The 18,199-nt window shown below is 46.5% G+C and carries 18 protein-coding genes; 17 read left to right on the top strand and 1 reads right to left on the bottom strand.

Features of this window, described 5'->3' with window-relative positions:
* Window positions 1–122 precede the first annotated feature (122 nt).
* The 17 genes from SCACP_RS19115 to SCACP_RS19035 all read left to right on the top strand — a co-directional run bounded on the left by SCACP_RS19115 (window position 123) and on the right by SCACP_RS19035 (window position 17,652).
* Window positions 123–1,208 carry a DUF917 domain-containing protein gene (locus SCACP_RS19115; protein WP_425059082.1) on the top strand — a complete coding sequence of 362 codons (1,086 nt, stop codon included), beginning with the start codon at window positions 123–125 and terminating at the stop codon, window positions 1,206–1,208.
* A 27-nt stretch (window positions 1,209–1,235) separates the two neighbouring features.
* Entirely contained in the window at window positions 1,236–2,213 is a 978-nt protein-coding gene (locus SCACP_RS19110) for an aminopeptidase (RefSeq protein ID WP_425059081.1), read from the top strand.
* 285 nt (window positions 2,214–2,498) lie between these two features.
* Complete coding sequence (locus SCACP_RS19105) at window positions 2,499–2,729, top strand: DUF2442 domain-containing protein (RefSeq protein WP_425061448.1); 231 nt, start codon at window positions 2,499–2,501, stop codon at window positions 2,727–2,729.
* Window positions 2,730–3,134: 405 nt separating this feature from the next.
* Entirely contained in the window at window positions 3,135–6,959 is a 3,825-nt protein-coding gene (locus tag SCACP_RS19100; protein ID WP_425059080.1) for a proton-conducting transporter membrane subunit, read from the top strand.
* Entirely contained in the window at window positions 6,959–7,933 is a 975-nt protein-coding gene (locus SCACP_RS19095; RefSeq protein ID WP_425059079.1) for a respiratory chain complex I subunit 1 family protein, read from the top strand. The genes SCACP_RS19100 and SCACP_RS19095 overlap by 1 nt, the downstream gene beginning before the upstream one ends.
* A gap of 21 nt (window positions 7,934–7,954) precedes the next feature.
* Window positions 7,955–8,386, top strand: coding sequence for an NADH-quinone oxidoreductase subunit B family protein (locus tag SCACP_RS19090; RefSeq protein ID WP_425059078.1), 432 nt, complete (start codon window positions 7,955–7,957; stop codon window positions 8,384–8,386).
* Window positions 8,387–8,397: 11 nt separating this feature from the next.
* Window positions 8,398–8,901, top strand: a complete 504-nt coding sequence (locus SCACP_RS19085; RefSeq protein WP_425059077.1) for a 4Fe-4S dicluster domain-containing protein — start codon at window positions 8,398–8,400, stop codon at window positions 8,899–8,901.
* 4 nt (window positions 8,902–8,905) lie between these two features.
* On the top strand, window positions 8,906–9,442 hold the full coding sequence (locus tag SCACP_RS19080) for an NADH-quinone oxidoreductase subunit C (RefSeq protein WP_425059076.1): 537 nt from the start codon (window positions 8,906–8,908) through the stop codon (window positions 9,440–9,442).
* Window positions 9,439–10,521 carry a nickel-dependent hydrogenase large subunit gene (locus tag SCACP_RS19075; protein WP_425059075.1) on the top strand — a complete coding sequence of 361 codons (1,083 nt, stop codon included), beginning with the start codon at window positions 9,439–9,441 and terminating at the stop codon, window positions 10,519–10,521. The genes SCACP_RS19080 and SCACP_RS19075 overlap by 4 nt, the downstream gene beginning before the upstream one ends.
* A 32-nt stretch (window positions 10,522–10,553) precedes the next feature.
* Window positions 10,554–10,886, top strand: a complete 333-nt coding sequence (locus tag SCACP_RS19070) for a hydrogenase maturation nickel metallochaperone HypA (RefSeq protein WP_425061447.1) — start codon at window positions 10,554–10,556, stop codon at window positions 10,884–10,886.
* 15 nt (window positions 10,887–10,901) lie between these two features.
* Window positions 10,902–11,465: a 4Fe-4S dicluster domain-containing protein gene (locus SCACP_RS19065; protein ID WP_425059074.1), complete on the top strand. Its 564-nt coding sequence runs from the start codon at window positions 10,902–10,904 to the stop codon at window positions 11,463–11,465.
* A gap of 22 nt (window positions 11,466–11,487) precedes the next feature.
* On the top strand, window positions 11,488–13,401 hold the full coding sequence (gene cooS, locus SCACP_RS19060; protein ID WP_425059073.1) for an anaerobic carbon-monoxide dehydrogenase catalytic subunit: 1,914 nt from the start codon (window positions 11,488–11,490) through the stop codon (window positions 13,399–13,401).
* An 88-nt stretch (window positions 13,402–13,489) separates the two neighbouring features.
* On the top strand, window positions 13,490–14,269 hold the full coding sequence (locus SCACP_RS19055) for an AAA family ATPase (RefSeq protein WP_425059072.1): 780 nt from the start codon (window positions 13,490–13,492) through the stop codon (window positions 14,267–14,269).
* A gap of 58 nt (window positions 14,270–14,327) precedes the next feature.
* Window positions 14,328–15,581, top strand: coding sequence for a hydrogenase formation protein HypD (hypD, locus tag SCACP_RS19050; protein ID WP_425059071.1), 1,254 nt, complete (start codon window positions 14,328–14,330; stop codon window positions 15,579–15,581).
* A 103-nt stretch (window positions 15,582–15,684) separates the two neighbouring features.
* Window positions 15,685–16,332, top strand: a complete 648-nt coding sequence (locus SCACP_RS19045) for a Crp/Fnr family transcriptional regulator (RefSeq protein WP_425061446.1) — start codon at window positions 15,685–15,687, stop codon at window positions 16,330–16,332.
* A gap of 45 nt (window positions 16,333–16,377) precedes the next feature.
* Window positions 16,378–17,385: a hydrogenase expression/formation protein HypE gene (gene hypE, locus SCACP_RS19040; RefSeq protein WP_425059070.1), complete on the top strand. Its 1,008-nt coding sequence runs from the start codon at window positions 16,378–16,380 to the stop codon at window positions 17,383–17,385.
* 24 nt (window positions 17,386–17,409) lie between these two features.
* Window positions 17,410–17,652, top strand: a complete 243-nt coding sequence (locus tag SCACP_RS19035; protein ID WP_425059069.1) for a heavy-metal-associated domain-containing protein — start codon at window positions 17,410–17,412, stop codon at window positions 17,650–17,652.
* 30 nt (window positions 17,653–17,682) lie between these two features.
* Here SCACP_RS19035 and SCACP_RS19030 read toward each other — a convergent pair whose 3' ends face one another.
* A complete protein-coding gene (locus SCACP_RS19030; protein ID WP_425059068.1) occupies window positions 17,683–17,949 on the bottom strand; it encodes a transposase in 267 nt (88 codons plus the stop codon).
* Window positions 17,950–18,199: the final 250 nt, after the last annotated feature.

The following is an 18,199-nucleotide window of genomic DNA, read 5'->3' as shown; positions in this document are numbered from 1 at the left end:
TTTCATATTTTAAAAATCGAAAGCTCCCATGATGAGTCAGAGTGTCTGGGGGCTTTTTGATGTAAATTACTTATTTGGATTGCTTTCAGTGGTGACAAACACTCGGTTGGGAGGAGAAGTAATTGGCCAAGATTGCATTGGATCAACACAGTGTTGAATGCGCGGTATATGGCGGAGCTATACTTGGCGGTGGCGGGGGCGGCTGGATTGAAGAAGGAATGCATGTCGGCCGGTTGGCTTTGGAAATCGGCCAGCCGCAGCTTTTTACCGTGGATGAACTGGATGATCAAGATTGCCTGGTTGCTGTTTCGCTAGTCGGTGCTCCAGGTGCAAAAGAAAAGTATGTAAAGCCCATTCATTATTCTAGAGCACTGGAACTGCTGCGCAAGCAGTTTTCCATGCCCGTTCATGGAATCACTACCAATGAAAACGGTGCAGGGACAACTGTAAACGGATGGTTTCAGGCCGCTGTCAGCGGCTTGCCGGTAATTGACTGTCCGTGCAACGGTCGTGCTCATCCTACCGGCCTTATGGGCTCGCTCAATTTGTCGGAGAATACGGATTATGTCTCATATCAAGCCGCTGTCGGTGGAAAGGCAGGCAGATACATAGAACTGTGTATTTCGGGCTCCCTGAATAGGGCGGCGTCCATGATACGGCGGGCTTCGGTGGAAGCAGGAGGTTTGGTTGCCGTAGCCCGCAATCCGGTTTCGGTGGCGTATGCGAAACAAAACGGGGCTCCCGGGGCGGTTCAGCAAGCCATGGCGGTAGGTGAAGCGTTGTTGAGCCACCAAGGTGAAGCGGCTGTTGAGGCTGTAGTTTCCATACTCGATGGCAAGGTGATCACGACAGGTACAGTGACTGGCTATAAGATGGAAACAACGGGCGGTTTTGATGTGGGCACGATCCAGCTTGATGGTGATTATGAAATTACTTTTTGGAATGAGTATATGACGTTAGAAAAAGACGGACAGCGATTGGCCACGTTTCCTGACTTGATCATGACATTGGATGCAAAAACCGCGCGACCTGTCGTATCGGCGGCGGTTGAACGCGATCAGCATATTACAGTCATTGTTGCGCCGAAAGAAAATTTGATTTTAGGAACAACAATGAGGAACAAGAATTTGTTGCAACCCATTGAAGAGATCATTCACAAACCCATATTACCATTTGTTTTTCAGCATAGTACATACGGGTGCGGCTGACAACATGCATTACACGGAGATGATAACATGCAGGAAACGCTTATTACAGTGAGCAAATCATTTTTGCAGAATTGCTTGGGATTAAAAGAAAGAGAAAGTTTTTTGGTGGTAACGGATGAAGCTAAAAAAGATTTGTCGGAAGCCGTGTTTTTGGCAGGGAAAGAGCTGGGAGCCGAAGCCATGCTCATGGTTATGCAGGAACGGGAAAAACCGGGCCAAGAACCGCCGACAGCGATTGCTGCAGCGATGGCTAATTCTCAGGTGGTTGTTTGTTTGACCAAACATTCGCTGACGCATACCCAAGCCAGAAAAAATGCAGCAACTGCCGGTGCACGGTTAGCTACAATGCCGGGCATTACCCCGGACATGTTTCTCGCAGGGGCGATTGCCGCTGATTATGCTAAGGTTAAAAATGTAACGGAAAAAGTAACGGAATTACTAACGCAGGGAACGACAGTCAAAATCGAAAAACAGGGGTATGGTTTGACATTTTCCATTGCCGGCCGTACGGGCATAGCCAGTACGGGCGTCTACCTTAAACCCGGAGAATCCGGCAATTTGCCATCAGGTGAAGCGTACATTGCACCCATTGAGGGAACGGCGAATGGTCAAATTTGGATTGACGGTTCTGTAGCCGGTATTGGCAAGTTGACATCACCATTGCTTCTGAAGATTGAACAGGGACGTGTCACTCAAGCTGAAGGAACTGTGGCAGATGAGTTGCTTTCAAAACTTGGCGATGGAGAAGGGAGGATGCTTTGCGAATTTGGCATTGGCACCAATGATAAAGCAAGAATAACCGGAGTGGTTCTTGAGGATGAAAAAGTTTATGGAACCATTCATGTAGCTTTCGGCAGTAACAATACGTTTGGTGGAACGATTACAGCGGGAGTTCACATTGATGGCGTGGTCAATCAGCCGAACGTCTGGATTGATGATATATTGATTATTGAAAAAGGAAATTTGAAGGAGTGCATCCGTAAGACTATTGCTAAAATGGATTAGATGATATGGTATTGAAAATAGTATTTAATAAGACCGGAAAGTATAGGAGTGAGTGGATTAACAGTAAAAGATGAATTGCTGACAAAAGACTATAGGCTTCAAGTATTTTATAATACACTGAAAATGCAAAAAGAGTCCTAATCAGTAGTTAGTGTAAAATTATTGTAGGAATTTTTGATGACAAAATAGAAGCAGACAACACCGTCCTCCCCAGGACGAGTAACCAAAAATTGATTACTCAGAGGTGTTGTCTTCTATGGAAATTATTCGTGTTCTCATGCCAATATTCCTTTCTATCGTCGCGATGATTATGTTCTGCATGTTACGTTTGACAATGGAGTAAAAAAGTTGTATGATCTAAAGCCTAGATTGAGCGATGAACGCTTTAGCATTTTACGAGATAGAGGCTTTTTCAAAGCCGTGCAGGTTGACGGCGGAGGATTCGGAATTAGCTGGAATGACGATGGTGATTTGAGCGAGAACGAACTTTGGACTGAAGGTAAGGAACTGAATTAGCAAATTACAAATTATGGAATAAGAGGTGGGATTTGTCCTGATATGGATCGCCTCCACCATCCAAATCCGGAATTTTTGACAGAAACAGGTGACTTGACCGAAGTAATTGTCGCAAATGGCATTATTTCGGTCATTTTACTTTGCAATGCAGTCCGAATCAAGCAATTACTCATGTGATTGTCGTTGCCATTATCATGGCGATTGTAGTGGGATGACTGACGGTACTAGAGATAATCTAGTGCCGTTTTTTATTTCTCTTGGGAGAAACCAAACAATTTTGTTTAGTCTGGAATTTAATTTTGGGCAGTTAGGGATTTTGTCAGATAGATGACAGAATCAATCGGTTGAAGTTGATAAAATTAGTGAAAGAAGCAACAAGAAAGCACTGAAGGGACGTGTATCAACTTGGTAGCTTTATTAGGGATAATCATTCTGTTATCTGGTGAAATAGCTGCTTTGCGGCGTTCAGAAAACCTGATTAGCCTATTAATGTATTCGGCATTTGCAGAAGTAGGTTATGTTTTACTAGGCTGGAGTACGGGAGTTTACGCCGGAGAAGTAGGGGCGTTATTGCACCTGGAAAACCAAATTCTGATGCGTGGGTTGGCGTTTTTGGCGGCATGGGCGATCATTTCCCAAGTGGGATCGCAAAATGTTAAAGAGATGCAAGGATTGGGGAAGAAGTCGCCGTTTCTTGCTGCTATCTTTGCATTTGGTGTTTTTTCGATTATGGGGTTATCTCCTTTTAAGGGATCAATTAGTAAATTCCTGATCATTTACGCCAATATCGCTGCCGGTCACTATGTTTATGCCTGTTTTGCCATTATTGGCAGTATTATTGAAGCGTATTATTTTATTATGACTATTCAGGAAATTTGCTTTGAAGCGGCTGAGGAATCCAGCCAAACAGGAAAAGCTTTTTCAAAACTCGATGTCTCCGGCAGTCTGTGGATTACTGGTTCGCTGGTGCTATTGAGTGCCTTAACTGCAGTGGTCTCTTTATTTCCGGAATTCATGCTGCATTATACAGAGACGGCTATACACCAACTGCTTGGCTCAAGAAATGGTGGAGAAATTCCTGTAATTGATTATCCATGGCCCAATATGGTTTTGCTGCCCTATCTGGGGGCGTTTATGGTATTTGTTTCCGGAATTTTTTCCGAGCGGGTGCGAAGCGTTTTGGCTATCGGGATCGCCGGAGCAACAGTCTATTTGGTCTGGATAGACGGCAGCCTGGATGCTCTATCGCATATTTTTACGGTAATTGTGGCAATAGCGGGGCTATTATGTACAGTTTATTCTTCCGCCTATGTACATGGGAAACCGTTAAGCAACCGTTATATGTTTTTTCTTTTATTTATGTTGGCTAGTTTAATTGGAGTGACTTCAAGCAGTCACTTGAGCAATTTTTATACGTTTTGGGAATTAATGACATGGTCGTCCTATTTACTGGTCGTGCATGAACAAACGAAAAAAGCATTAGCGGCCGGTTTTAAGTATTTTATGATGTGTGCATCAGGGGCTTATCTGATGCAGTTGGGAATCTTGACTTTATACCATCATACCGGCACTTTCGATATGGCAGTAATGAAAGACGGCCTGCTTGTCTTTACACCGGAGTTGCTGACAGCTTTAGTAGCTGCTTTCCTCGTGGGGGCTGGTGTCAAAGTAGGTGTAGTTCCTTTGCATAGTTGGCTGCCGGCCGCTCATCCGGTCGCGCCATCGCCGATATCAGCGCTTTTGTCTGGTCTGCTTACCAAAATGGGCATTTATGGCTTAGTGAGAATTCTTTTTGTTATGTTGGGAACAGCGCTATTGACGCAAGCGGGATCGATCAGCTTTTCCAACGTAGGTATGATGATTTCATTGTTAGGGGCCTTGACGCTTTTGTATGGTGAAGTCATGGCTTTATACCAAACCGATGTGAAAAGGATGCTTGCTTTTTCCACGATGGCTCAACTGGGCGAAATTATCGTTACTCTTGGTAGCGGGACCTATTTGGGAGTAGCTGCCAGCGTGTATCATGTGTTGAATCATGCCATTATGAAAGGCTTGCTGTTTCTGGCCGTCGGCAGTTTGATCTACCGGTTGAAACGGCAGGATCTTGCTGGTTTCAAGGGTGTCGGTCAGGTCATGCCGTTAACTGCATTTTGTTTGGCAATTGGTGTATTGGCCATTATGGGGTTACCTCCCTTTAGCGGTTTCAACAGTAAATTCCTCATGCTGTATGCGAATGTGCAAGCCGGACACTGGTATTTTGCCGCACTCATTCTGGCAGGTAGCGTAATCGGCGCCTTCTACTACATGAAATTGATACGGACCTTATTTTTTGAAAAGTATGAAGGTCCAGTCGTAAAGGAAGCGCCTGTTTTTATGCTGCTGCCTGTGGTCTTGCTTACCGGTGCAGTGATTTTTAACGGGGTATTTCCGCAAGCAACTTTGGACATGGTTGCCTCTGCAGCGAATTTTGTTGCCGGGGAAGCTGGTTTGCCGGTAACGGCGATTCCTGAGTTAGCCGTCTACTGGCCCTTGCCGGTCATTGTTTTACTAGCGGGCGGGCTAATGGTTTATTTACTGGGGCGGGTTTCGATCCAGGGCGCCGGGTGGGGTGCAGTTGCGGTCATGATTGCTGCCTTACTGACACTGGCAACCAGCGCGGCAAATTATGATATATTTTCACTGAGTTTTGCCGTATTGATTGTGTTGGTCGGAGCCTTTAATTTGGTTTACTCCATCGGATATATGGCGCATAGCCATGCGCAAAACCGGTACTACATGTTTTTCGTTTTGATGATTGGAGGACTTGTCGGAGTTGCGTTGAGCAAAGACTTTTTCAGCTTCTTTGTATTTTGGGAAATCATGAGTAGCTGGACGTTGTATTTTGTGATTATTCATGAGGAAAGTACGGAAGCATTGCAAGAAGGCTTTAAATATTTCGTTTTCAACTATATTGGCGCCAATTTCATTTTTTTAGGAATGCTTGTTTTAACGGCTCATGTTGGCAGTTTCGCTTTTGCAGCTGTATCGGCTGCCTTAGGCGGCCTGTCCACCCTTGTTGCCGGTGCCGGTCTAATCCTGATGACAGCAGGTTTTCTGATGAAAGCTGCGGTGCTGCCTGCCCGCATTGACTATCAAATGCATCCGGCAGCAGCTCCAACCCCGGTGAGCGGCTATATATCGGCCGTGTTGCTAAAAAGTGCTCCTTTTTGGCTGATCAAGCTATTCTTTGGTTTAAGTGGAGTGGCTATTTTTGGAAAATTTGGTATTGTTGCCAATGCCTCGACTGTGACGTATGCGGTCTCGTGGATTGGAGGATTGACCATTTTGGGTGGGGCAGTTATGGCCTTGTTGCAGAGTGGCATTAAGTTGATGTTGATCTATAGTACCGTGAGTCAAATTGGCTATATCATCTTGGGGTTGAGTTTGGGTTCCACTTTAGGAACGGCTGCAGGGTTGCTGCATTTTATCAATCACATGTTTTTTAAAAACTTGCTTTTCTTAGCGGCGGGAGCGGTTATGCTGCAGGCGCATGCGTACAACTTGAATGAAGTTGGGGGATTAGGCCGCAAAATGCCGTTTACGCTGCTGTTCTTTATGGTGGGAGCATTATCGCTGGCTGGAATTCCGCCATTTAATGGCTTTACTTCCAAGTGGTTGGTTTATGAAGCGGCCATGGAGCAAGGCTATGTAGGCCTGGCTATGATTTCCCTTGTAGCTAGTGTGCTGACAGTTGCCTATTTTATAAAATTTATGCATTCCGCTTTCTTTGGCAGTACTTCAGCAAAGTTTGCGCATGTAACAGATCCGCCTTGGACCATGCTGGCACCAATGGGCTTGCTGTCTGTAGTTTGTATTGTGTTTGGCATAATGCCCGGAATTCCCTTGCAGGTGATTGCCGCGATTCAATCAATGCTGGCTATACCCGAGATTTCCTTTACCCTTACGACAGTCATTACACCATTAGGGGTCTGGCAGGCTGGCGCGATCACAGCATTGTTGCTGCTGACCGGCGGGATGGGTTTTGGCATTTACTTGATGAGCAGCCGAAACGTCCGGGCTTCAGAAGTTTATACTTGCGGAGTAAAGAGTCTTGAACCGGAGGCAATGCATGTTTCAGCAGAAAACTTGTATAGTACGCTTACAAAATCGTTGCAAGAGATTTTTATTCCGTCAATAAACAAAAAGCCTGCCAATTTGCACTCTGAAGCAACACACAAGGAGGTGAAGTGATGGAGGAGGTTTTTCGACTGATTTTCCATGCACTGATTTTTCCCGGTGGCTTATTTGCGATGATATTCGGATTATTCCTAATGGGGCTTGATAGAAAACTGTACGCACGCTTGCAACGGCGGGTCGGTCCTCCTTTGCACCAGCCCTTCATCGATGTGGTAAAACTCATGCAAAAAGAAGTTTTGATTCCGCGTACTGCCAATCAAAGGGCTTTTCAGCTAGCGCCTTTGATTGGTTTTGCCGGAATCATGATGGCTGTTGTTCTAATCCCTATTGCAGGGGTATATCCAGGACTTGCTCAATCGGCCGATTTGCTGGTGCTGCTGTATTTGCTAATTACGCCGGCTTTGGCGCTCATCATTGGCGGATCATCATCCAGTTCGCCCTTTTCGGCTGTTGGGATTTCGCGCGAGATGATGCTTACGCTGTTTTATGAAATTCCACTTTTAATCGTGTTGTTGACGGTCGCCATCAAGGCAGGACACTTCTATACAGAAGCGGCCACATTTTCTCTAAGTAAAATAACTGGCTTTCAGCAACAGACTGGCCCGTTGCTCTTAGATATTACCATGCTTCCTGCCTTTTTGGCGTTTCTCTGCTGTATTCCAGGCTCTATTGGCACAGTACCTTTTGATATCCCGGAAGCAGAAACAGAGATTGTGGAGGGGCCTATTTTAGAATACTCTGGTTCTGGTTTAATCCTATTCAAGATTATGGGCGGCATAAAAATGATGGTGCTGGCGGCGCTGGGGGTCACATTGTTTTTCCCTGGCTCCGGAGACGGGTTTTGGTTAATCAGTCTGGCCTGGTTTCTTGTCAAATGTGTGGTATTGGTTACTGTATCCGTTACGATTGTACGTGCCTCAACCGGCAGAATGCGGATTGATCAAGCTGCCAAATTTTATTTGAAGGTTCCTACCGGTTTGGCAGTGGTCAGTTTGCTTGCAACCTTGTATGCAATCAATGGTATGTAAAAAGGAAGGAAGAGAAAAATCGTGAAGAATGCATTAAAAAAAATTGCGATACAGTCACCTTGGCTTTACCGTATCAATACCGGTTCTTGCAATGGCTGCGACGTAGAGTTGGCGACAACGGCGTTGATTCCACGTTTTGATGTAGAACGCTTTGGCTGTAAATATTGCGGAAGTCCCAAACATGCCGACATTGTATTGGTTACAGGACCGCTGACAGATAAAATGCGCGATAAAGTGCTGCATGTTTATCATGAAATCCCCGAGCCGAAGGTGGTCGTAGCAGTAGGCATTTGTCCTATTTCGGGAGGGGTATTCCGTGATAGTTATGCGATTAAAGAACCACTGGATGCCTATATTCCGGTTGATGTGAATGTTCCGGGTTGTCCGCCGCGTCCGCAGGCAATCATTGACGGAATCGTTAAGGCTGTAGAAATCTGGAAATCAAAATTATAGGGGTGGTGAGTATGGGGTCATATCTAAAAACAGTCATTCAAAATCTGCTTAAAGGACCATCCACTGACCCTTACCCTTTCGGGAAAACTTTTGAACCAAAAGGGTTACGAGGAAAAATACGGTTTAACTCTCAGGCGTGTGTAGCCTGCCGAACCTGTGAACACGTTTGTGCCGGCAATGCGATACGTATCAAAGAAGCTGAGGATAAAAGCGGCTTGCATTTTGTCGTATGGCATAACACCTGTGCTTTTTGTGGGCTGTGTGAGCACTATTGTCCTACGAAAGCCATCCGGATGACGGCAGATTATCACACTGCTCATTCCCAAGCGGAAAAATATAATTATGTGGAACAAGGGTTTATCAAATATGTTCCATGCTCTTGCTGCGGTAAGCCAATGATTCCTGTTGCCGCCGAATTGCTGGCGTTAGCCTATAAAGAGACGGCCAATGTCGAATTTCTGGCTCAACTTTGTGAACGGTGCCGGCCGGGGAATCGCTTAAGAAAGGAGGAATGACCAAGTGAGTGAACAACACCTGTCGGAGATACTGACAAGCAAAATTAGCGAAAGTATTGGCAGTGCGTATGAGTTTTACTGGGACCCGGATGAAAAAGGTATTACCACCGGCTGGTTTCAGCTGACTGTTGCTGAAGATATCTGTAAGGTAGCCAAAGTGATTGCCGAATTGAAGGGCCGGGTGATGGCCATAACGGCATCGGTTACGACGAGTGACAGTCCCGGGTGGGTGGAGCTTGCCTATCATTTTGCCGTAGGGGTTTTAAATTGCACATTTATTATCGGTTTGCCGGGCGATCAACGGGAAATTGAATCGATTACCCCTATTTTAAAGAGTGCCGATTGGCAGGAAAGAGAGATGCAGGAGCTCTATAATATCCGGGTGCGCAATCATCCCAATCCTAAAAGACTATTTCTGGAAGAAAATATGCACATGGCCGATAATCTCATGATTCCGTTATCGGAGGCAATGAACGGAAATAGTACAGCCACATTATGGGAAAGAGTAATGCAGTCAAAGAACAAGGAGGTGGAACGATGAGCAGCTACCAAATACCTGTTGGACCGGTGCATGTCGTGCTGGAGGAGCCTATTTACTTTCAACTGGAGCTGGAAGGAGAAACTGTTGTCGGTTTGGACATTCATGCCGGGCACGTCCACCGGGGAATGGAGTTTCTGGCCATGCAGCGCAATATCTATCAAAACATAACGTTTACCGAGCGGGTATGTTCCCTTTGTTCCAATAACCACCCTTTCACGTATTGTATGGCAGTAGAAAAGATTGCGGGTATTTCGATACCGGAACGCGCCAAATATTTGCGCGTCATTGCTGATGAGGTCAAGCGAATGGCCTCGCATCTGTTCAATACAGGTATGATTGCCCATATCATCGGGTTTGACACGCTGTTCATGCAGGTCATGGAGGTACGGGAAGAGATACAGGATCTCAAAGAGGCAGTGTACGGAAACCGGATGAACTTGTCGGCAAACTGCATAGGCGGTGTGCGCTATGATGTGACAGATGAACAGACTCAGTATATTCGAACTTGTTTGCAGAAGATTAAAAAGCCGGTTGATGATCTGATTGCCATATACAAAACCAATAGTTTAATCCGGAAACGCACCGAGGGCGTTGGTGTCTTGCCCAAAGATAAGGCTGTGGAATACGGTGTAGTCGGTCCGGTGGCAAGAGGCTCGGGACTTTCCTGTGATGTACGCAGCGATAATCCTTATGCAGCCTATGAAAACCTGACCTTTGAAGTTGCCGTGGAGCATGGTGGCGACGTTTATTCCCGGGCACTGGTAAGGTTGCGGGAAGTCAGGGAAGCGGTTGGTTTGATTGAGCAGTGTTTAAGCCTTATGCCGGAGGGTCCAACCTGTTTGGACTATATGCCGGAAATCCCGGCAGGACAAGCAATTGCCAAATCGGAGGCACCGCGCGGCGAATTGCTCTACTACCTCCGTACAGGCGGCACAGATATTCCCGAGCGGCTAAAATGGCGGGTACCTACCTATCCGAACTGGGAGGCGCTGCGCATGATGATGGCCTATAACAAATTGGCGGATATTCCCGTGATTTTGGGTAGTATTGATCCCTGTATCTCATGTACCGAAAGATAAGTTTTGAGAATGGGGGAGTTGGCTTGCATGAAATGGCGCTTGTCAGTGCTACGCTCAAAATATTGCATGCTAAAATGGCGGAATTCAATGTAAAAAAAGTTGTTCAGGTAACCATGACAATCGGTACCATGACGAATGTGGAAGAAATGACATTCAAGGCCGCGTTTGAAGTGTGCACAGAGGGAACGGCGCTGGAAGGAGTAAGACTGGTTATTGAGCGCGTGCCGATTCGGGGAAAATGTGCGCAATGTGAACTGGAGTTCACGGTAATGAATTATCGCTTTCAATGCCCTCAATGTGCGCAACGGAATGTTGAGATCATCGCAGGCAAGGAGTTTTATATTAAAAGCATTGAAGCCGAATAGCAGGAGAAGGGGGTCATGATCGTGGGAACAGGTGAAAATCGATTTGTCTATGCAAATCCGGAAAAATGTATAGGTTGTAAGAATTGTGAAATAGCCTGCGGAATCAGCCATGAAAATACAGATATATTTACTGCCGTGCAACAGGGGTGCCGGGTACAATCGCGTACTACCGTCGTGCAGGCCGGGGATCTCGTTATGCCGATACAGTGCCGTCAATGCGAGAATGCGCCTTGTGCCGTAGTATGTCCGACCGGGGCACTCTATCATGCGGATGGAATGGTAAAACTCAGTGAAGCGGCTTGCATAGGGTGCAAGGTATGTACCATGGTGTGTCCTTTTGGTGCGATACGGATGACAGTGGAAACGAAAACCGTTTCCAATCGGGTGGTCAAGAAAGCAAGGGCGCTAAAGTGTGATCTTTGCATCGACAAGACGGGCGAGATTGCTGAGGCCTCGTGCGCCTGCATCCAGGCCTGTCCAACTAAAGCCATGTTTCTGGTAGACACGGACGCTCATCGTAAAAAAATCCTGGAAGAACGCGGGAAAGAAGCCGCTCAAGTAAGGTCAAACAAGGGTTAATTTAAATGTGGAGGGGAATAATATGACTGAAAAAGGAAAAATCTCGTGTGATGAGTGCGTCAATGAGTTAATGCCTGTGGCCAGGAAAGTTGGCTTTGATACCGCATGGGACAGATATGAAGCGCAATTGCCGCAATGCGGGTTTGGTTTACTTGGGGTTTGCTGTAAACTTTGCTGGAAAGGACCTTGCAGGGTTAATCCCTTGGGAGACGGTCCGGACCGGGGCGTGTGCGGTGCTGATGTGCATACCATTGTCGCGCGGAATCTTATCCGGGGTATTGCCGCTGGTGCGGCAGCTCATTCCGATCATGGACGTCATATCGCCAAGACCCTTTTGGAAATAAGTGAAGGGCATGCACCGGATTATACAATTAAAGATGAAAATAAGTTGTATAAGGCTGCAGAAAAAGTAAATGTTTCCGTACAAGGAAAGAGCGTCAACCAGATTGCCAAAGAGGTTGCCAAGGCGACATTGGAGGATTTTTCCCGGCAGGATGAAGGCATTCCGTGCGTTTGGCTGGATAAGACGGTGCCGGCTTCACGTATGGAAAAATTATCCCGGGCGGGTGTTGCGCCCCACAATATTGATGCGGTTGTTGCCGATATTATGGCCCGCACGCATGTGGGAACTGATGCCGATCCCGTCAATTTGCTGCTGGCGGGATTAAAAGCGGCTCTTGCCGACTACACGGGAATGTATCTTGCCACTGAATTGTCTGATGCCTTGTTTGGTACGCCCCAGCCTGTCGTAACTGCCGCCAATCTCGGCGTAATAAAGGAAAATGCCGTAAATATAGCCGTAAATGGTCATAATCCGTTACTGAGTGAATTTATTTGTGACGTTGCTTTAGAGCTAAAAGATGAAGCGGTAAAAGCCGGCGCTACAGAAGGTATCAATATTATCGGAGTATGTTGTACCGGTAACGAAGTGTTGATGCGCCGCGGCATTCCAACGGCTACCAATTATCTTTCACAAGAGTTGCCGATGTTGACAGGCGCAGTTGATGCCATGGTGGTGGATGTACAGTGTATCATGCCCTCTTTAGGAAAACTGCAGGAATGTTTCCACACGGAACTGATTACTACAATGAATTCCTGTAAAATACCTGGCGCTAAGCATATTGAATTTCATGCTGCAACTGCGGCGGAGAGCGCACGAAAAATTGTTCGTATGGGTATTGAAGCCTATAAACGCCGTGATCCCGGAAAGGTTAATATTCCCCAGCGCAGCAGCACCGTTGCGGGTGGTTTTAGCGCCGAAGCCATTATAACGGCCCTGGAAGGCTTAGATGCGCAAGATCCGTTGAAACCGCTGGTGGACAATATCGTAAACGGCAACATCCAGGGAGTCACCCTGTTTGCAGGCTGTAATACGACAAAAGTAACCCAGGATATGGCGTATATAACCATTGCCAAGGAACTGGCCAAGAAAAATGTGCTGTTGCTGGCTACCGGGTGTGGCGCCGGAGCTTTTGCCAAGGCAGGACTGATGACGATGGAAGCTACCGAGAGTTTTGCCGGAGAATCCCTGAAAGCAGTGCTTACAGCGATTGGCAAGGCAGCCGGGCTTTCCGGCCCCTTGCCGCTGGTGCTGCACATGGGCTCTTGTGTGGATAATACCAGAGCCGTTTCCCTTGCCACTGCCCTGGCCAACAAGATCGGTGTCGATCTTGACAAACTGCCGGTTGTTGCTTCCGCACCGGAATGCATGTCCGAAAAGGCTGTGGCTATCGGTACCTGGGCCGTTACCCTGGGTTTCCCCACCCATCTGGGCGTTGTGCCGCAAGTGCTAGGATCGTCGGTGGTAACAGATGTTTTAACAAATAAGCTAAAAGATATTACCGGGGGATATTTTATTGTAGAAACCGACCCGACAGCAGCAGCGGCCAAGCTATATAATGCCATCAAACAAAGAAGGCAGGAATTAGGAATTTAACGCAGGCTCCCGGCAGCGTTAAATAAAGATGGGCGCACCCGGCATGTTGCCAGGTGCGCCTGTAATCGCTATTTTAAGGAGGATTACGTTGAAAATAGCAGTAACAGGAAAAGGTGGCGTGGGTAAAACTACCCTGTCAGGTACTTTGGCCCGGTTGTTTGCTGCGGAAGGCCGGCACGTATTAGCCGTCGATGCCGACCCGGATGCCAATCTGGCTTCCGCAGTTGGCATACCTGAAAATGTTTATCAAAACATAACGCCTCTTGCTAAGATGAAAGACTTGGCAAAAGAGCGTACCGGCGCCAACGGAGAACCTGGCTCGCTATTCATATTGAATCCCAAAGTGGATGATCTGCCGGAACGGTTTTGTGTAGAGCATCAGGGAGTCAAACTGCTTACAATGGGAACTGTGGACAAAGGCGGCGGCGGTTGTGTTTGTTCCGAGCATACTCTGTTGAAGCGATTGATGCAAAGTTTGCTCATCAGACAAGATGACGTCATGATCCTGGATATGGAAGCAGGTGTGGAACATTTGGGCAGAGGTACGGCCGAATTTGTGGATGCTCTCATTATCGTGGTCGAACCGGGACGCCGCAGCATTCAGACGGCAAGGCAAATTCGGCGGCTGGCCCAAGACATTTCGATACAAAACGTTTTTCTGGTAGCAAGCAAAGTGCGGGAACAGGCGGATGCCGAATTTATTGCAAGAAGCTTGCCTGAGTTTCCGCTATTGGGCGTAATATCTTATCATGCGCCTTTGGTTGAAGCCGATGTGGAAGGAAGGGCTCCTTTTGATAGCGGGGGAGGCTTTTTGGATGAAATTCGAGCCATAAAAAACAACCTTCTTTTAGAAATTGCCAAAACGTAAATCAGTCTTGTCGGCGATGGTTGATGCTGGCAAAAATCATGAAGGCAGGTGATGATTCGTGTGTGTCGCAGCTGTTGGAATGGTGACCGCTGTTCAGGGGAAACGGGCAATTGTTAGCTTTAAAGGAGCTCTGCAGGAAGTGTCTCTTGCTTTGCTGCCACACGTCAAAATTGGCGATCACGTAGTGGTGCATGCCGGTTTTGCTGCTGAAATCGTGAAGGATGTTCCTAAGTTATACCAGGATGTGGTAGCTACTGACGCCCGGGCCAGGCAAATTTTAGACGCTATTGAACGAGAGACGAAGAATTTTTCGGGACAAAAAATCAGGATTATGAATTTTTGCGGTTCTCATGAGAATACTGTAGTACAGTATGGATTACGCGACTTATTGCCAGAATGCATAGAGCTGGTTAGCGGACCGGGCTGTCCGGTATGTGTCACGGCTGCCGAAGAAATTGCCTTAGGACTGGAAGTAGCCCGCAGAGAGAATGTTACGCTTACTACCTTTGGCGATTTGATCAGAGTGCCGACTCCGTGGGGTTCGCTTGAACAATTACAGGAGGAAGGTGCTGATGTCAGAGTTATTTATGATATCAGTCAGGCCCTGCAACTGGCCAGGGTATCTGAGCGGGAAATTGTTCATTTTGCCATTGGTTTCGAGACTACAGCGCCCTTGACAGCATCTGTCATTCGCGAAGCCCAGAATATAGACAATTTTTCCATCATATCTTCGCATCGAGTGACGCCGCCGGCCATTGAGTACGTACTGGCAAATTATCAAGTGGATGCCGTATTATGTCCTGGCCATGTTGCGATGATTATTGGTGTTGAACCCTTTCGTTCTCTTTTCAACAACCGTCGCATTCCGTATGTCATCAGCGGATTTGAACCGATTGATCTGCTGCAAGGGGTTCTCTTTCTGTTGCAGCAGCTTCTAGGAAAGATGTCAGCAAATAACAACCAGTATTCACGTGTTGTTGAAGAAAAAGGAAATGAGCTGGCCCAATCTTTGCTTACTAATGTATTCACGCTGACTGATGCTTATTGGCGGGGATTTGATATACTGCCAGCTTCCCGATTGATTCTACGTCCTGAATATCAGCAATTTGATGCGCAATACAGGTTTGGACTGCAAATGCCTTCTAAGCCAGAGGCTACTGAAACGCTGTGCATATGCAATGCAATATTAAGTGGCGCCAATCCCCGCGAGTGTTCCCTTTTTGCCAAAGCATGCACACCGGAGCATCCATCAGGCCCGTGCATGGTCTCACGGGAAGGAGCTTGCCATATCAGCTATCATAACAGAGAATAAAGTAAAAAGAGGTTTATCCGGTTTGGGGAAGAATTTATAGACATCAAACGGTATTCGTATTGCACTAATTCCCTGGAGTTGAGGAGGAAGAACCTTGGGGAGAATGAAATTATCAAATATTAATCTGCTGGAAACTCTTAATTCTCCGGAGTATTTACCAATATTAGCGACTTTTTCCGAACGGAAAGCGAGAAAAAAAGAAATTCTTTTTTTGCCGAATCATTATGAGAACAATGTGATTATTGTTAAAAAAGGAAAAATTAGAGTATATCTAGCTTTTGATGACAAGGAATTTACCTTATCCATTCTTGAACCCGGGGATGTCTTCAGTACGCATACCAGAGCCTATACGCAATGCCTGGAAGATTGCGAGTTTTTGGTTAGTAGTGCAGAAAATTTTCGCAAAATAATTAAACAGTATCCATCCTTCACTTTCAATATCATACAGGTACTTGGCGATTTGCTCCATAACTCAATAACGATAATAAACGGATTGGTTTTCAAAGATGTAACGGAAAGATTAGTAGAATTTCTGGTGAATGCGGCAGAGGAAAAAGGCATAATAACTGAGCAGGAAATTAAATTAAACCTCGGCTTGAATATTGAGCAAATAGCTATGCTGGTGGGAGCTTCCCGTCAGACTGTATCGGTGTTATTGAGCGATTTTTCTAAAGCGGGTATTATACACCGGGTAGATCAGCGTACCCTTATTATTACAAATATGGAGCTATTAAAGAGTTTAGGCTCGTAATGTTGTGCCCTATACTTCAAGGGCAAATGTTGAAAGAGGTAGGACATGAATAAGGAGATTAAGATTCAGCACGGCAGTGGCGGCAGTCTGACCAGCAAGCTTGTCCAGAATATTTTTTATAAACATTTTAACAATCCCTATCTATTAGAGGCCCATGATTCTGCCCGGCTTCCCGGCGTCCATGGCAGGCTGGCCTTCACTACCGACTCCTATGTCATAAATCCGCTGCAATTTCCTGGCGGAAATATCGGGAAGTTAGCTGTGTGCGGGACGGTAAACGACCTGGCAATGAGCGGTGCGAGGCCGCTGTATATCAGTTGCGGCTTCATTATCGAAGCGGGTTTTTCTATGGAACTGCTGGAAGAGATTGTGCGAAGCATGGCTGAAACAGCCAAAGAAGCTGGGGTAATAGTTGTTACCGGTGACACTAAGGTAGTGGAAAAAGGGAATGCCGATAAGCTATTCATCAATACCTCAGGCATCGGGGAAATTCCGGCAGGAATTGAAATCTGCGGACAGAACGCTCGTCCTGGTGATGCGGTTATCGTAAGTGGAACACTAGGCGATCATGGCATCGCGGTTATGCTGCAACGGCAGCAACTGCAATTCCAGAGTAGTGTTAAAAGTGATTGTGCGCCGCTAAATGGTTTAGTATCCGATATGCTGAAAGAGTGTCCTGGTATCCACGTTCTTCGGGATGCTACACGGGGGGGCCTGGCGACAATTCTCAATGAGATTGCCAGCCAAAGCCAGGTGGGAATTGAATTAGCTGGATCAGAGATTCCGGTCAAAGAGGAAGTGCAGGGGATTTGTGAAGTATTAGGACTCGATCCGTTGTATCTGGCTAACGAAGGAAAACTTTTGGCAGTCGTTCCGGAAGACAAGCTACAGAATGTTATGCGAGTGATGCACGCACATCCCTATGGCCGGGATGCGAAAGTTATTGGTAGAATCGTTGATAAACCCGAGGGAAAGGTATTCGTCAAATCTGCCATTGGTGGACGACGAATTGTAGATGTAATGACAGGCGATCCATTGCCTAGGATATGTTAATTTGCTATTTAAAAGGATTTTATAATGTGTCAAGGATGCGGTTGTCCATCTGCCGGAAGTGAGCTGTTTTCTTTCCGGATTGACGGAATTAAGGGCTTGGAATGTGTACAGAGAATTGAAAAAGTGCTATTAGCCCTTCCTGGTGTCTGTCACGTTCACATTCACGCCCATGATGGTCTGGCGAAGCTAGAGCATAATCCCAGTCGTACATCGGTCGATGATGTGGTTATCGCTCTAAATGCTGCAGGTTATTCGGTGATTTGTTAAATTTAAACTGAAACGGTACTGGGTGATTACCTAGTACCGTTTTTTTTGCTGCACCCGGAGCGCATTAGTTTCACAGTCTGGTTGCTTTCTGGAAGGTAGGGCAGCGGTTTCAGGAAAGAAAAGACGACGCAACTCGTCGTTGGAGTTACCCTCACGCAACGGCCATGCCAGCTCAATCTCCTGAGCACGACTCAATACTTTGGCGGCAGTGTTGCGTGAGCAGGCACAGCTTGCAGCGATACTGCGCTGACTGATCCCCTGACTATGAATCCGTAGGATCTCTCGATAATTGGTCATATGGTGCCCCCCTAAAATGTATTTACACTACTTTACGATAGTGTATGGCTACATTTTACAGGGGAAATGGCCGAGTGGCTCTCTAGCCGGACAGGTGGCTCACTTTAGGCCATATTATCCATTTAGGTGTTGTAGTGAGTCTAGTTAAATCAAAATTCGCCGTTATACCTGATACGGTGAACCGTATCAGGTATAACGGCGAAAAACTGTGTCTGTTATGTGATACGCAGGGTGATGATACGCAGGGACG

This window comes from Sporomusaceae bacterium ACPt (assembly GCA_041428575.1).
GTDB lineage: Bacteria > Bacillota > Negativicutes > Sporomusales > Sporomusaceae > Sporomusa_D > Sporomusa_D carbonis.
Note: the sequence above shows the minus strand (reverse complement) of the source record. Positions and strands in the feature narration are given on the sequence as shown.